Raw genomic sequence first — 15717 nt, forward strand, 5'->3', positions numbered from 1 at the left:
GTAGGTGAGTATACACGAACTCAAATAAAAAGATGATATACTGACAACTGTTAATATCTAAAGGTAAGTTTTGTGCAACATCGCAGTTATGAGTTTTGGGTTAAAACAGCTAGTTTAGTGACCATCACTATGGTCAGCTTGATGATTGCCGCAAAAAGTTGGGCATGGCTTGCTTCAGGCTCAGCTTCTATGCTTGGCTCATTAACCGACTCACTGATGGACATCACTGCATCTTTAATGAGCTTTTTAGTGCTAGGTTATGCATTACGTCCAGCGGATGATGATCATCGCTTTGGTCATGGTAAAGCGGAAGCATTAGCTGGCCTTGCTCAAGCTGCATTCATTGCCGGTTCTGGTTGTTTTTTAGCGTTCCATGGTATTGAGCGTTTATTCAACCCTGTTACCTTAAAGCATTCTGATTTAGGTATTTGGGTAAGTATTTTTGCGATTGTTTGTACGTTAGTGGTGGTATTTGTACAAACCAAAGTGATTAACCACACAGAATCTATCGCAATTAAAGCTGACTCAATTCATTACAAAGGTGACTTGATCTTAAACCTAGCTGTGTTGCTGGCTATTGTGTTGGCTAAATACGGTGTTGCATATGCAGATCCTCTGTTTGCAATTGGCGTCGCAGTTTATTTACTTTATAACAGTTGGGATATTGCCCGTGAAAGTGCTGATCATCTTATGGACAAAGAGCTTCCAGATGAAGAAAAAGAAACGATTCTTGCCATTGTAAATAGTCATCGAGATGTTTATGGCGCACATGATATTCGTACTCGCCAAGGCGGTAAGATCAAATTCATTCAAATGCATTTGGAGCTAGAAGATTCACTATCGCTCATTCGTGCTCATCAAGTTGCTGATGAAGTTGAGGTAATGATCCAAACTCATTTTGCATGTGAGATGGATATATTAGTTCACCTAGACCCGCTCTCAGTCGTTCAGAAGTCTCGTCAAACAGAGTCACAAAACTGATAAAAATCGCTGAGTACTGCCTGTCTTATCTCGTCGCGTTCACATAACAGTTCATGGCGAGCACCCGCGTAGGTTTTCAATCGTGCATGTTTCTGTTTATGGGTAAGTGCAAATTGCGCAGCATTATCGACCACGGTATCTTGCTCTGCACTTGCGATAAATAAAGGAATATCGACTTTTTTATCGATTAAAGAAGCAATAAAATCAAACGATGCATTGAGCCAGCCGTAGGTGACGCCACCTAGTTGTAAATCATCTTCTGCTGCATACAGTTCCCTAAACAGCTTATAGCGAATTTCACTACTGGTTAATTCATTGGCTGTAAAGTCGACCGGCAAATAGTCGCTTTGGCCAAATGCGTAACTACGACCAAGACCAAGTAAGGATGCAATTTTAGCTGCCAGTTTTGCTAAAGGCTTTGGTGTACCTTTGGTGTGAATATCAAACATTGGCGCGGATAAAAAAGCACCTGAAAACTGATGCTGATAACGCGAGAGGTAATCATAGGCAATAGCACTCCCCATTGAATGGCCGAGTAAAACCTGCTTTCCTTGCCAGTGCTGCTTTACCACTTTATCAATAAACACGGCAAAGTCATCGGCATAGTCAGTAAAACGATTTACATAGCCTTTGTGAGCGTTTTTTAAATGACGATAAGAGCGACCTTGGCCTTGGTGGTCAACACTAAAAACCGCAAAGCCATTTTGATAAAGTTCCCACAGTAACTCCTTATACTTAACCAAAGACTCAATTCGGCCACTACTAATGACGACAGCTGTATTTGCTTGCTCAGGTATGGCATAACCATAATAAAGCTGACCATGACTCGTGCTAAGAAAGTCTTTTTGTAATTGCTCAGAAAAAAACTGATTGATGTGCTCTGTGTTATTTATAAGGCTAGCTTCAGTGCTATAAAACATTTACTGACTCTTTAAAGGAAGGCGGATGTTAACGCAAAGTCCACCATGTTCTTGGTTTTCAAGTGTTAGTGTACCATCATGTGCAGAGATCGCATTCTTTGCAATTGCAAGCCCTAAACCTGTACCTCCGGTGTTTCTATCGCGTGCATGCTCTTGACGAAAGAAAGGCTCACACAGCCTTGCAAGGTTTGCTTCATCAACACCTTTACCATCATCGCAAATAGTCATGTAAATAGCATCAGACTCTTCTAGGTTAATTGAAATGGTGTGCTCTGCGTACTTAATTGCATTGCGAAGCACGTTTTCAAGCGCACTGGCAATTAAGGTTTCATCACACCGAATATCGGTTTTGAGCGCACCATTAACACGCAATACTTTATTACTTTGTTTGGCTTCAAATTGGGCGTCGTTAAGTACGTGATCGACTATGATTTGTAGTGACTGCGTACTTAATGAAAGGGTCTGACTCTTCGCTTCTAACCGTGACACCTGTAGTACATCGGCAATCATTTTATCAAGCTGATTGGCTTCTTTTTCGATACGCTCTAAATAGGCCTGTTGGGTATCATCAGCCTGCATTTGCGCAAGGCCAGTTGCCATTTTTAAGCGCGTTAAAGGTGAACGCAGCTCATGAGAAATATCTGCTAGTAATCGCTTTTGAGCCGTAATAAGTTGTTCAAGCTGTATTGCCATAGCATTAAAATCACGCCCGAGTACACCAAGTTCATCTTGTCGAGTGGACGATACATCCGCTCGGGCTGCTAAGTTACCATTTGCGAGTTTTTTTGCTGTTTCTTTTAAGCTATTAATAGGTGCAATTAAGTTGCGACTGAAGAAAAAGCTGAGCATTAATGATGCAATTAAAGCGATAAATAGCTTTAACCACGTTGGCATTAGCCATAAGCTAACGAAAAACGGCTTTTTGCGTTTCTCGTCAATCTCATAGAGGTAAAACTTACCTTCGGGTACATTTAATTCTATCGGCCCATAAGCTTGATACTCATCGGTAAATATAATTTGTGGGCTCATGTATTTAGTAAAGTTAAGCAAACTTAAGTCAATGTCTTTAGAGATAGGTTCACTGAGCATTTCAACTCCGTGTACGTCACCATTTAAGTACAGCAATTTATGCTTTGAAAAGCGCGGATGGGATAATACTTCTTGCGTTGATTTGCCATGTTTAGCAACTATCCGCTCAATACTTTTTGCAGTGTACTGCAAGTTTTTTAGCATCGGGCCGCGTAGATTATCACTGCCTACATTGCTGGTTAGTTGACTCAAAAAAACGAGTAGGGTAATGGTGGCCAGCACGGTAATCCAAAACCATACAAAGATTTTTAAAAATAGGTAGTGACGTGGGTGCTTTAACCAACTAGGAGGCGTCATGTTATTCACCTTGAATGAGTACGTAGCCACTACCACGTATTGTTTTTATTCGTTCATTGTTGACATGTTCAGCTATTTTCTTACGAATATTACTCACATGCATATCTATTGAACGGTCAAACGGAGCAAGGCGTCTCCCCAATACTTGTTCACTTATTTGTTCTTTACTGATCACTTCTCCCGCATGGTCTACTAACATTGCAAGAATTTCATATTCAGTACCTGTTAGGCTGAGGATGTTGTCGTTTACTGAGGCCTCACGTGTTGCAAAGTTAATATTGATACTGTTTACACTTAACGAATTGCTATGTTGATTAGACAGACTATTAATATGTTCAATACGACGGGTAATTGCTTTAACGCGAGCTAGTAACTCTCTGTGATTAAATGGTTTGGCAATATAATCATCAGCGCCAAGCTCTAACCCAAAGATACGATCAAAGTCCTCTCCTTTGGCTGTTAGCATGATCACAGGAGTGAGTTTATGCTGCCTTAATTGTTTTAAGACTTCAAACCCATCCATAGAGGGAAGCATCACATCAAGTAGAATAAGTTCGTAGTTATATTGCAGTGCTTGTTTTAGTCCTTCAGCGCCATCATGAAAACAATCTACTGTAAATCCCTGTGCTGTTAAGTACTCACTGAGTAATTCGCACAACCCTGTATCGTCGTCGATCATTAATAGTTTCATTTGACACCTAGCAGTTTAATTCTTTGAGGTTATTTTACTCAGTAAATTGTGTAAAAGTGAATCTTTACACAACCTTTACACTGCTTTGCGTTCCTTTGCATTGTAATGAGTATAGTTAACTCATCAGTCGAAAACGACTCTGGAACACCACTCAACAAAAGGTAATGATTATGACTATTTCGAATAAACTTTCTAAATTCGTACTTGTTTGTGGCTTAGCAGCAGCCAGTGTTGGTACTACTTCAGCAATGGCAAAAGGTGACTTTAATCGTGGAATGAACCCACAAGCACGCTTTTTACTTTCTGAGCGCGGTATTGATAAATTACAACTTACAGAAGAGCAGCAAACGAAACTAAAAGCGATTTTTGCTGAGCAGAAAACGCAATTTGAAGCATTACGTGGTGACAAAGATGCAATGAAAGCCGCTCGTGCAGCTCACAAAGAAAAAATGGATGTATTATTATCTACAGCAAAATTTGACGAAAATGCGGCTCTTGAGTTAATCAAAGCTCGTCAGGCGAAAGCTCAGCAGTTTGCCTTGTTAAAGATGAAATCAGAGCATGATATTTGGCAGGTTTTGAATACTGAGCAACGTGAAAGCTACCAAGAAATTAAAAAGCATCTTCGTAAAAAAGGCCATAAAAAGGGTCATCATGGAAATCGCGGCGAGCGTAAAGGTGAGCGCTCTGAAGGTTAAAAGCGAGTTACTATTAATATATAAAATGCGGCAAATGCCGCATTTTTGTATTTCATACCAATGCGCTTAATAAAGTGGTCTATTTTGAGGCAGCAAAACCTCGTTGATAACAAGGCAAAAATTTCGTTATTTAGTTGTGCTCGGCAATTGATCCTGCATTGCTCTACCTTCTGCATCCATGCCGTCGTAAATCAGAAATTTTTAACCCAGGTAGCGACAGGTTTAATCCCTCAAAATGATTAAGTATTATTGCGGATTGGTACTACTTAAAATCTACTCTTTAAAGAATGAGTCGTCATTTTTGGCGAGCATGGCTTCAATATCTTCAATCATATCTTGGCTAAGCTCATTAGCGTTGCTAATAGGTGTTGAAATTCGATTATTTTCGAATGACCACTCACCTAAATCAATAAGTTGACATCGTTTTGAACAGAATGGACGGAACGGACTTTGTTCTGACCACTCCACTTTTTCTTTACAAGTTGGACAATTTACAACAGTTGGCATTGCTGCTTCTCAATAATTCATTTAGGCTGATCTTACTGAACTGGAGTGAGAGAATCCAGTAACGAGTTAGAAACTCGTTACTCGGTTGATTTCTGCAAGTGAGGTGACACCCGCTGCGGCTTTTTTGAGTCCAGATAATCGTAAGTTATTGAATCCTGATCTTAATGCTACTTCTGCAATCTCTAAGGAATTACCACCACGCATAATAATTTGCGCAATTTCAGGTGTGATCTGCATTACTTCATAGACACCAACACGTCCTTTATAACCCTCAGTGCAACTATCACAACCTTTAGGTGCAAATAGTTGTATTTCACTAAGCTTGTCTTTATCAAAACCTTGGCGAATCAGTTCTTCATCAGGTAGTGTTTCTGGTGTTTTACACTTAGGGCAAAGTCGTCTTGCTAGACGCTGTGCAATAATAAGACTAATTGAACTTGCTACGTTATAAGCAGGCACCCCCATATTTAAAAGACGAGTTAGGGTTTCTGGCGCTGAGTTTGTGTGTAGAGTTGATAAAACTAAGTGACCCGTTTGTGCTGCTTTAATCGCGATTTCAGCGGTTTCAAGATCACGGATCTCACCAACCATGACAACATCAGGATCTTGTCGTAAGAATGCTTTTAATGCGTTAGCAAAGGTCATTTCAGCTTTTGGATTAATTTGTACTTGGTTTATCCCTTCAAGGTTTATCTCTACTGGATCTTCGGCGGTACTAATATTACGCTCTGGCTGGTTGAGAATGTTTAAACCGGTATAAAGTGATACGGTTTTACCAGACCCTGTAGGACCTGTCACCAAGATCATCCCTTGTGGCTGCTCAAGTGCATCCATGTAAAGCTTCTTCTGCTCAGGCTCATAGCCAAGGACATCGATACCGAGCATGGCACTTGATGAGTCGAGAATACGCATTACGATTTTCTCGCCCCATAATGTAGGCAATGTACTTACACGAAAATCGATACTTTTACGTTCGGTTATTTTAAGCTTAATACGACCATCTTGAGGTTTACGTTTTTCTGCGATATCTAGTCGCGACATAACCTTGATACGTGCAGATAAGCGGCTAGCTAAGCTATTTGGCGGGCTTGCCATCTCATGCAAAATACCATCGATACGAAAACGCACACGATATCGGTGTTCATAAGGTTCAAAGTGTAAATCCGACGCGCCTTTTTTAATTGCATCCATTAAAATTTTATTGATGTAGACAATAATCGGTGCATCGTCTTTGTCTTCATCTTTAGCTGCTAAATCAGTTGAGGTTTCGGTTTCAAGCTCGCCAAGCTCTTTAAATTCGCTTTCGCTAAGATGTAAACTTCCGGTCGCATCGAATAATTGTTCAATTTTATTTTCGAGTTGATTGTAATCAACAACCACGACTTCGCATGAGAGACCTGTACTAAACTCAAAGTTTTCAAATGCACCATAGTCGGTCGGATCCGATGCGGCTATATAGAGCTTACTGCCTTTTTTTACAAGTGGCAGAATGTGATGCTCGCGAATGAGTTTTTCTTTGATCAGCTCTTCAGAAATTTTTGTGACATCAAAGTCTTTAATATCAAAATAAGGAACACGAAATAGATCGGTGCATTGCTCGGCAAGTTCACGACCATCCATACCGCAACTTTTAGCTATAAGCTCTGCGGTAGAACTATACTCTTTTTGTTTTAACTTTACTGTCTCGGCATCAATACGTCCAAGAGTAATGTACTTTCTGAGAAGCGGTGAGTTTATATTCATTGCGCACCTAAGTTGAGCCTATCTTTGCCACAATTTACCAGAAAAAATTAGGGTATAACATCAGTCTTGTCTGATTTAGTCAAAATTGCAAAATAAAATCATCATAAACTCATGTGTTTACATTGTTTGCTAATTCTTTTGGGTTGGTTTGTGGCATGCTAATTAATATTAGCATTCTATTTTGAATTAGCTATTGTTGTGCAGATGCTAAATATGAGAGATGTAACTCTTTAACTGTTAGAAAAACCTCTCTAAGAGGACGATTGTTATCTAAAATATCATCCGCTTTTAGTAGCTTATCGTCTCTAGACATTTGTGAGGCTATGATTTGCTCAGCTAATTCAGTGGAAACATTATCGCGTGCCGTGGTTCTCGTTATTTGCACCTCAACCGGAACGTCAACGAGCAAAGTGCGGTTACAAAATTTCTCTAAGCCATTTTCGAATAGTAGTGGTGCAACTAATATTACATAGGAGCTGGTGGCCTTTTGTAATTGCCTCAGCATTGATTCTCTAATAAGCGGGTGCAATAAGCTATTTAGCCATTGTTTTTTAGATTCATCAGCAAAGATTATTGTTCTTAGTTTTGCGCGATCGAGTGTGCTGCTACTCGTGAGTATTTCATCACCAAAATATTCAGTAATTTTTTTTAGACCCGTTGAGCCTGTCTCGACAACTTCTCTGGCAACAACATCAGCGTCGACTACTTTAATTCCAAGTTCTTCAAACATTGCGCTTACCGCGCTTTTTCCAGAGCCAATACCGCCAGTAATTCCTAAAATCCACTTTGCCATAATCAGTAACCTAAAAAGTTAAAGTAATAGGCTTGAATTTGCTCACGCCATAGCAAAGTGACCCAACCAGCAATCGCCAAGTAGGGCCCAAATGGGATTGGCGTGGTTTTATCTTTACCTTGAATGATTATTTGTGTAATGCCAATGATGGCACCAACGACACTTGATAATAGCACGATAGTTAAAATATCTTGCCAGCCTAGTAGCGCACCAAACACAGCTAACAGTTTAAAGTCGCCATAACCCATGCCTTCTTTACCAGTAGCAAGCTTGAATAACCAGTAGACACTCCATAAGCTCAGGTAGCCAACTGCGGCGCCGATAATAGCATCGCTCGGCGCAATGGTAATATCCAAAGTTGCAGCAATTAATGCTAACCAAACCAATGGCAATGTGAGCTGATCAGGCAGTAACATATGATCTATATCTATAAAGGTTAAAGCGACCAAAACCCAAGTAATTAATATATAAAGTAGAGCTAATTTAGTTGGACCAAACACAGCTGCAACTATTAAACTTAAAACAGCTGTTAAAATTTCAACAATAGGATAACGCACCGAAATCGGTGTTTTGCAACTGGCACAACGACCTTTGAGTAATAACCAACTTAGTACAGGAATATTCTGCCAAGCTTTTATTGGTGCTTTGCATGTAGGGCAAGTTGAATTAGGTTTTACTAAGTTAAAGGGGTCTTGTTCTGTTTGCTGTTTTGAATTGAGCTCATCGGCCAATACAATACGGCATTCCGTTTGCCATTCTCGTTTCATCATCAGTGGCAAACGATAAATCACCACATTTAAAAAGCTACCAATACACAGGCTAACTAAGCCCACAGTCAAAAAATAAAACCACTGCTGACTTTGCATTGCAGTTGTTATATCAAGAAAAAAGTTTTCCATTAAATTACCCAACTTCTGGCCATTTACAGGCCGATTTTATTTCGCTGTGTTGAACCGTTTTTATTATTTATTTTATATTGCAAACTATCAATCAAGGTTTAGTATTTTTCTTACAGTTATATTTTAAATCACTGAGCCTAATTGGAAGATAGGCAAGTACATAGCAACAATTAACCCACCAACAAGGACGCCTAATACAACCATAATTAAAGGCTCAAGTAGGCTTGATAAGCCATCAACGGCATCATCAACTTCTTGCTCATAAATAGTTGCTACCTTTGCAAGCATACCATCTAGCGAACCTGACTCTTCACCAATAGCCACCATTTGCACTACCATATCTGGGAAAATTTTTGTGTTGCGCATTGCCCAGTTCATTAAATTACCAGAGCTTACTTCGGCTTTTATCTCTAAAATCGCATAACGGTATACAGCGTTGCCAGAAGCGCCAGCAGCAGAATCGAGTGCGTCAACTAAAGGTACACCTGCCGCAAAAGTCGTTGAGAGCGTACGAGCGTAGCGAGCAACAGCTGCTTTATTTAAAATCATACCAACAACAGGTAGTTTTAATATTGCTCTATCATTGGCATCCCTGAGTTTTCTGCTCTTAAGAAGTGCTTCTTTATAAATATAGCCTGCAGCTACTACAATGATTAGCATTACCCACCAATATTCCTGCATAAACTCCGAAATACCAATTACCATAAGAGTAAAAGCAGGTAGCTCTGCGCCAAAGCCGTTAAAAATATCTTGGAATTGCGGCACTACAAATATCAGCAAAATAGATGTTACGATTATAGCAACCACCAAAACCGCAATAGGATAAAACATGGCTTTTTTAATCTTTGATTTAAGAGCCTCTGCTTTTTCTTTATAAAGCGCAACACGGTCATAAATTTTATCAAGTGCGCCTGACTGCTCACCAGATGCAACTAAGTCGCAATAAAGATCATCAAAATAGCGAGGGTGCTTTCGTAAAGCTTGAGAAAGGGGAATACCTGCTTTTACTTCATCAGCAATACCCTCCATTAATTTTGCAACGCTTTTGTTCTTTGCACCAGAGGCTATCATTTCAATAGACTGAATTAGGGGAACACCTGCCATCAGCATAGTTGCAATTTGTCTAGAAATTAGGGCGATATCCTTAGAGGTTATTTTCTGTACACGTGAGCCAAACATTGGTTTTGCTTTACGCTTAACTTTTGAAGGCGTAATCCCTTGCTTACGTAACTGCGCTTTGACTAAAGCAATGCTTTGCCCTGAAAGCTCACCCTCAAGTTTTTTACCTCGAGCACTTACACCAACCCATTCAAAAGTATCTAAAGATTGCTTTTCTTGAACTTTACTCATTGTAAATCCATATGTTACTGATTGATGTTTAATAGCTTAATAGTAGCGGCCTTTTGAGGCTGAAACAATTGATAAGGTGATGTTATCTTGCTTAAATATGAAGATTCAGAGGATTCGGGTCTCAAAAGTGCAAAATACATTAAAGGTTTATAGAACAAAGTTTGTTTGGAGTTTTATTCATTTTCTAGTGGGTAGCTTGTTCTTGTTTATAGTTGCCACTTGGCTTTTTTTTAGCTGGTTTAATCATGGGCGATACTTACTCACTGATTTAGTGGGTATTACAGTAATTATTCTTTCAATTGATCTTATATTGGGCCCAATATTTAACTTCTGGTTGCTATCGCCACTAAAGTCGAAGCGTGAAAACTCAATTAATTTTGGCTGTATCCTCATGTTACAGATTGTATCGCTTGCTTATGGTATTACTCAGATAGATGGTCAACGTTTGGCCTATATTGTTAAATGGCAAAACTCCTACTTTACGGTGTTAAAAAGTGAGGATAGAAGAGTAAACCATGAAGAAGCTTTATATCACTTTAATGAGCCTACAGTGCAAAGTAATGAAAGAGCTTTTTATGAAATGATGATAAAACATGCCGTACCACCGATTGAAATGTATGAATATTTTGTGGAAGTTCCGTTATCGAGCGAATGTAATGAATCACCTTGCGAAGTGATTTCTAAATCAGGGCTAGTTAAATTAAAAAGTACCAAAGAGGGCATGGTCTTTTTTTAGCAAGTACCACCGCTGATACAAGTGCTAGTTTGTGACAACTTCCATATTAATTGACCAGCATTTAATTGCCCTTGCATTATATAAGTATCACCATTCGACTCAGACGCATCAGCAGTCGCTGTTGATGTAATAATAAAATTCCCCGAATTCGTGATTTCAATGTTTGATACATGTTTAGGAGAAGTAAAATCGGTTTTTTTACGACCTAGCTTAGTGAAGGTGTCGCATTTAGATAAATCAACATACCTGTGATAACAAAGCTCAACCGCTCTTTGCAAAGCATTACTGGCAAGCACAACTTCAGTGAATTTAGAACGTTTGAAATGGTTGTTATAGGCAGGAAGAGCCAATGATAACAGAAGACCTAATATTGCCACCGTTACCATTAGCTCGATTAGTGTAAAACCATTAGGTTTTTTCACAATTAAATAAGCTTACAATTAGCAGATACCTGCTGCTACACAATCACCTGATTGTGCCCAGACAAGAGTGCCATTTTTTGCTGTAGGCGTAAGGATATAAGTCTTTCCATCAACAGAAGCTGCGCCTGTTGCTGTTACCTTTCCTTTAGCTTCTACTTTAACTTCTGCAACATGATCACCGGCAGCCGCGCCAGTTGAGTTCAGGCCAATTTCGGCAGCTGTGTCACAGTTATCTAAATTACCAGCCCCACGAGTCTGATAGCACACATCAACAAGACCTTTAGCCGAAGATGCAGCTAAAACTACTTCAGAAAAACGTGCTTTTTTAGTGTAAGTTTGGTATTGCGGTAGTGCGATAGCTGCAAGAATACCGATGATTGCAATTACAATCATTAATTCAATTAGGGTGAAACCCTGTTGCTTTTGTTGTGTCATTTGTTCCTCTCCTAAAGGATATGATGATTTAGTAAGTTTAGCTATAACTTCAGCGTTGTAAAACCAAGGCTCAATTTACAGGTTAAATCTTACAGTTTTAATTTAAATGTCTTCAAATATAGCGTGATTGATAACAAAGTTTTCAACAAACATCCCATGTTCAAAGCATGTAAAATTACTTTAGCATTATTCAATGCATTTGAAAGCTATTTTACTGTAAGACAAGCAATTTTTCTGAACTTTCCGGCCTTACTTTGAGACAGGTCAAGCCTCTAAAATAGGGGGAACCCATTAGTAAAGTCTATACGCCTGTTGTAAATCATTGAAATGTTTGTAGTTTAACTGTTAGTTATGAGTAGTTTAGTACAAAAGGTTGATCTGCATCAAACAAATGTATGTTTTTTGTTACTCACCTAAGCTTTTTACGTATTTAATGCTTTTTTTATTTTCTTGTCAATAAATTAGGTAAGTCACTAAATACGTATAAAGGGGAAGTTAGCCGTTAAATCGCATGGATAGATCGATTGATTGTAAATTTTTTGTAAGTGCACCGCTCGAGATAAAATCTATACCCGCTTGCGAGTAAGTTTTAAGAGTTTCGAGTGTCATATTGCCAGACACTTCAAGTTTTGCGCGCTTATCTGTTATTGTGACTGCTTGCTGAATTTGCTCAACGGTGAAGTTGTCGAGCATAATGATATCAGCACCCGCAGTGATTGCTTGCTCAAGCTCATTAAGTGATTCAACTTCTACTTCAACTGGCTTTGTAGGGTGGTTGCTTTTTGCTTGTGCTACTGCTTTATCAATACCGCCACATGCAGCGATGTGGTTTTCTTTAATAAGAAATGCATCAAATAGCCCGATGCGGTGATTCGCGCCACCACCACATTTAACTGCGTATTTTTGTAACGCCCGTAAGCCAGGAATTGTTTTGCGTGTATCGAGTAGCTGTGTGGTTGTACCTTCTAGCTCTTTTACATAACGAGCAGTTGTTGTTGCTGTGCCAGAAAGTGTTTGTACAAAGTTAAGAGCCGTGCGCTCTGCAGTTAAAATAGCGCGAGCTGAACCAGATGCTGTAAACAAAGTAGCATTCGCTGCGACTTTATCGCCATCATTTACCAGTACATCAACTTTTACTGTTGGATCGACTTGGTTAAATACTTCTAAAATAATCTCTTTTCCACAAAATACACAGTCTTCACGAGTTATTACCTTGGCATTCGCTTGCTGGTTTTCCGGTATCAGCTGTGCGGTGATATCACCGTCACCGGCGCTTTGGTAATTCAAATCTTCATCAAGGGCAAGTTTAACCAATTGGCTAATTAAAGAGTGAGGGACTGACATGTAGAAAGCTCATTGTTTATGAATAAATTGGCGAAATTTTACTATGTTTAACCCCTTATTAGAAGTTAAAGATCGACCGCAAGTAGAGTAGGCTTAATCGCATCCTCCTTAGCGAAAATGAATCTAACTAGACCCTAAGTTTTTAACCATTTACACTATTTAACTTTACTGTCATTGTTAGTTTTTAAAATGCATATAAATGAACTTGGTCAATTAAACAATGTGTTACAACGTCCATGTGCACATTATGATGAACGCCCTGATAATGAAGTCTCATTATTGGTCATTCATAATATTTCTTTGCCGGCAGGGCAGTTTGCAACACCTTATGTTGATGATTTATTTATGGGATGTATTGACTGTTCTGCGCATGAGAGCTTTGCTGATTTAGAGGGGTTGCGGGTTTCCGCCCATTGCTTTATTCGTCGTACAGGAGAGATAATTCAGTATGTTCCTTTTACCAAACGAGCTTGGCATGCAGGCGTATCAACATTTGAAGGCAGAGAACGCTGTAATGACTTTAGTATTGGTATTGAGCTTGAAGGCACCGACACGCAAGCGTATACCCAAGCACAATATAATGCATTACACTTGGTGACATCGGCATTAATCGAAAAGTACCCAGATATTAATCGTTCGCGTATCGTTGGTCATTGTGACATTGCACCGGGCCGAAAAACGGATCCAGGTAGAAGTTTCGATTGGCAATACTATTTTGATTTAGTGTTTTAGTTAAAGGATATAGGTAAAAGCATGATCTTAATTTCAATAATTGTTGCTTTGGTGATTGAGCGTTTAGGGGCGCGGGCTGATTATTGGCAAATCGGTTTTTATGCCAACTCCTATCTTAAGCACTCGCAAAAACACCTTTCAGAAAAAGGCTTATTCAATTCCCCAATAGGCTTTTTGATTTGGTTAATGTTACCAGTGGTTGCCGTTGGACTAGTTTATCAATTCTCAGATTTTATAATTTGGCAGTTAGCTGTGAATGTTGCTGTACTGTTGGTTTGCTTTGGCTGTGCTAAGCAGCGTGCTTTATATAAGTCATACTTAAATGCATTAACACGTAACGATCAAGAAGCTGCTTCTTTATTTGCATTACAGATGGGGCAAAAGAAAACAGAAGATCAGCCTCATGGTGAGACATTTGGGCAAACGCTAGCATGGCTAAATTTTCGTTTTTATTGTGCAGTGATTTTTTGGTTTGTGGTTTTAGGTGTACCAGGCGCGGTGCTTTATGCACTAGTTCGAACCTTTGCAGACAAGGTAAGGGATGATCACAGTGTTGTCTATGCTAAACGTTTTAAACTGATTCATAGCTTACTGTTTTGGCTCGATTGGTTACCAGCACGTGTTGCAAGCTTTGGTTATTTAGTGATTGGTAACTTTAATAAAGGCACCAGTTGTTGGTTGAAGTATGTGCTCGACTTTTCAGTTAGTAACCGAAAAGTCGTTACGCAAACCGCACTTGCTGCTGAGCAAATAGAGCAACAACATTTTGGCTGTACTTACGAAGCCACCTGCATGATGAAACTTGTAAAAAGAAATGTATTGTTCTTTTTAGTGATTATTGCAGCACTTACTTTATTTGGTGGTTTGGCGTAGTAGATTGTAGGAATGACTTTATTCATAAATTGCTCTGTTAGTGCACTTCTATTGAGTTCTGATTTTTCAGCACTGAAGTGCATCCTACCTGTACTTGCTACCAAGTCATTCAAATAGACAAATATCTACTATCTGATGACTAAATGCTTAGATGTAATACCTAGTGCTTACCAATCTGGTCTGACCATTTAATTTTTATTGTTTTTTCCTTCAGAAAAAGTCACTTTAATCCATACTGTTTAATCTTTAAGCGAATTGCGTTAGGGTGTTATTAGTCTTAAATCGCACTGAAATTGACAGAAATACGGGTTTTTGATAACGTATGTCTCAATTTGGTATGACCAATTTACCTTTTTGGTCAAGGCACAAAGTTAAGTACCCGATATTTATAGGGTTAATGCATAACAATGCGGACGTTAATAAATGTCTTTAAAGATTAAAGCAGCAAAATTATCTGATGTTATTTTACAGCAACTTGAGAATATGATTCTCGAGGGATCGTTAGCGCCAGGTGAAAAGCTGCCTCCGGAACGTGAGCTTGCGAAACAATTTGAAGTGTCGCGACCTTCACTGCGTGAGGCAATCCAAAAGCTAGAAGCAAAAGGCTTGGTGACACGTCGCCAAGGCGGTGGAACCTTTGTAAAAAATCAACTTGAAGAGGGGCTCACTGATCCGCTTTTTGATTTGATCAGTAAGCATCCAGAGTCACAATTTGATTTACTTGAATTTCGTCATGCCCTTGAGGGGATCGCGGCTTATTACGCGGCTATGCGTGGTACCACCAATGACTTTAAAAAAGTAAAACAAAGCTTTGATAATATCGCGCTTGTTAACGATGACATTGTGCAAAAAGCAAAAGCCATTAATGCATTCCATTTTAGTGTGGCTGAAGCATCTCATAACGTGGTGTTACTACATCTAGTTAGAGGGATGCAGGCTCTACTAGAGCAAAATGTATTACAGAATTTAACTGTACTGTTAAAAAAACCACAGATCAGCCAACAGCTTGCAGAGCATAGGCGACTGTTGATGGATGCGGTTATTGAAGGAAACCCAGAGCAAGCACGTCTTGCTAGTAATGCTCATTTAGCCTTTATCGAAGAAGCCTTACTTGAGGCTGGCAAAGAGCATTCGCGGATTGAACGTAGTTTAAGACGCACCAAACAACATTAAGCAAGTGATTAGCTAAGTTTAGTTAACTACTTAA

General features: G+C 39.3%; 17 protein-coding genes. 6 read left to right on the forward strand and 11 right to left on the reverse strand.

The genetic code is table 11. From position 1 onward, the window contains the following. Positions 1-141 precede the first annotated feature (141 nt). Positions 142-981, forward strand: coding sequence for a cation diffusion facilitator family transporter (locus tag E5N72_RS05270; protein ID WP_235381844.1), 840 nt, complete (start codon positions 142-144; stop codon positions 979-981). On the opposite strand, the gene E5N72_RS05275 is transcribed toward E5N72_RS05270, so the two are convergent. From E5N72_RS05275 to E5N72_RS05285, 3 genes are read right to left on the reverse strand one after another with little or no spacing between them, the layout of a single operon-like run. Beyond that, positions 960-1901, reverse strand: coding sequence for an alpha/beta fold hydrolase (locus E5N72_RS05275; protein ID WP_135923538.1), 942 nt, complete (start codon positions 1899-1901; stop codon positions 960-962). The genes E5N72_RS05270 and E5N72_RS05275 overlap by 22 nt on opposite strands. Next, positions 1902-3287 (reverse strand): ATP-binding protein, encoded by a 1386-nt coding sequence (locus tag E5N72_RS05280; protein ID WP_135923539.1) that lies wholly within the window; start codon positions 3285-3287, stop codon positions 1902-1904. It abuts the gene before it with no gap. Between the two features lies 1 nt (position 3288). Continuing rightward, positions 3289-3978: a response regulator transcription factor gene (locus tag E5N72_RS05285; RefSeq protein ID WP_135923540.1), complete on the reverse strand. Its 690-nt coding sequence runs from the start codon at positions 3976-3978 to the stop codon at positions 3289-3291. 170 nt (positions 3979-4148) lie between these two features. Here E5N72_RS05285 and E5N72_RS05290 point away from each other — a divergent pair, with 170 nt between their 5' ends. Continuing rightward, on the forward strand, positions 4149-4676 hold the full coding sequence (locus tag E5N72_RS05290; protein WP_135923541.1) for a Spy/CpxP family protein refolding chaperone: 528 nt from the start codon (positions 4149-4151) through the stop codon (positions 4674-4676). 273 nt (positions 4677-4949) lie between these two features. On the opposite strand, the gene yacG is transcribed toward E5N72_RS05290, so the two are convergent. The 5 genes from yacG to E5N72_RS05320 form a co-directional block, all read right to left on the reverse strand. After that, complete coding sequence (gene yacG, locus E5N72_RS05300; RefSeq protein ID WP_135923543.1) at positions 4950-5183, reverse strand: DNA gyrase inhibitor YacG; 234 nt, start codon at positions 5181-5183, stop codon at positions 4950-4952. A gap of 66 nt (positions 5184-5249) precedes the next feature. Further along, a complete protein-coding gene (pilB, locus tag E5N72_RS05305; RefSeq protein ID WP_135923544.1) occupies positions 5250-6926 on the reverse strand; it encodes a type IV-A pilus assembly ATPase PilB in 1677 nt (558 codons plus the stop codon). A 190-nt stretch (positions 6927-7116) separates the two neighbouring features. Further along, positions 7117-7719 (reverse strand): dephospho-CoA kinase, encoded by a 603-nt coding sequence (coaE, locus tag E5N72_RS05310; RefSeq protein WP_135923545.1) that lies wholly within the window; start codon positions 7717-7719, stop codon positions 7117-7119. 2 nt (positions 7720-7721) lie between these two features. Continuing rightward, entirely contained in the window at positions 7722-8618 is an 897-nt protein-coding gene (locus tag E5N72_RS05315; RefSeq protein WP_135923546.1) for an A24 family peptidase, read from the reverse strand. 123 nt (positions 8619-8741) lie between these two features. Beyond that, positions 8742-9968 carry a type II secretion system F family protein gene (locus E5N72_RS05320; RefSeq protein WP_135923547.1) on the reverse strand — a complete coding sequence of 409 codons (1227 nt, stop codon included), beginning with the start codon at positions 9966-9968 and terminating at the stop codon, positions 8742-8744. Between the two features lie 127 nt (positions 9969-10095). Between E5N72_RS05320 and E5N72_RS05325 the strand changes: the two genes are divergently transcribed. Continuing rightward, positions 10096-10704: a fimbrial assembly protein gene (locus tag E5N72_RS05325; protein WP_240704498.1), complete on the forward strand. Its 609-nt coding sequence runs from the start codon at positions 10096-10098 to the stop codon at positions 10702-10704. Here the strand turns inward: E5N72_RS05325 and E5N72_RS05330 are convergent. The 3 genes from E5N72_RS05330 to nadC form a co-directional block, all read right to left on the reverse strand. Beyond that, positions 10701-11126 (reverse strand): prepilin-type N-terminal cleavage/methylation domain-containing protein, encoded by a 426-nt coding sequence (locus E5N72_RS05330; protein ID WP_135923548.1) that lies wholly within the window; start codon positions 11124-11126, stop codon positions 10701-10703. The two genes, E5N72_RS05325 and E5N72_RS05330, sit on opposite strands and share 4 nt — an antisense overlap. An 18-nt stretch (positions 11127-11144) precedes the next feature. Beyond that, positions 11145-11561: a prepilin-type N-terminal cleavage/methylation domain-containing protein gene (locus tag E5N72_RS05335; RefSeq protein ID WP_135923549.1), complete on the reverse strand. Its 417-nt coding sequence runs from the start codon at positions 11559-11561 to the stop codon at positions 11145-11147. Positions 11562-12056: 495 nt separating this feature from the next. Beyond that, positions 12057-12905 carry a carboxylating nicotinate-nucleotide diphosphorylase gene (gene nadC / locus E5N72_RS05340; protein WP_135923550.1) on the reverse strand — a complete coding sequence of 283 codons (849 nt, stop codon included), beginning with the start codon at positions 12903-12905 and terminating at the stop codon, positions 12057-12059. Positions 12906-13094: 189 nt separating this feature from the next. Here nadC and ampD point away from each other — a divergent pair, with 189 nt between their 5' ends. From ampD to pdhR, 3 genes are all read left to right on the forward strand, one after another. Beyond that, complete coding sequence (ampD, locus tag E5N72_RS05345; protein ID WP_135923551.1) at positions 13095-13637, forward strand: 1,6-anhydro-N-acetylmuramyl-L-alanine amidase AmpD; 543 nt, start codon at positions 13095-13097, stop codon at positions 13635-13637. A gap of 21 nt (positions 13638-13658) precedes the next feature. Further along, positions 13659-14510 carry a beta-lactamase regulator AmpE gene (gene ampE, locus E5N72_RS05350; RefSeq protein ID WP_135923552.1) on the forward strand — a complete coding sequence of 284 codons (852 nt, stop codon included), beginning with the start codon at positions 13659-13661 and terminating at the stop codon, positions 14508-14510. A gap of 423 nt (positions 14511-14933) precedes the next feature. Beyond that, positions 14934-15683 (forward strand): pyruvate dehydrogenase complex transcriptional repressor PdhR, encoded by a 750-nt coding sequence (pdhR, locus tag E5N72_RS05355; RefSeq protein WP_036965924.1) that lies wholly within the window; start codon positions 14934-14936, stop codon positions 15681-15683. Positions 15684-15717: the final 34 nt, after the last annotated feature.

It is taken from the genome of Pseudoalteromonas sp. MEBiC 03607 (assembly GCF_004792295.1).
Taxonomy (GTDB): domain Bacteria; phylum Pseudomonadota; class Gammaproteobacteria; order Enterobacterales; family Alteromonadaceae; genus Pseudoalteromonas; species Pseudoalteromonas lipolytica_C.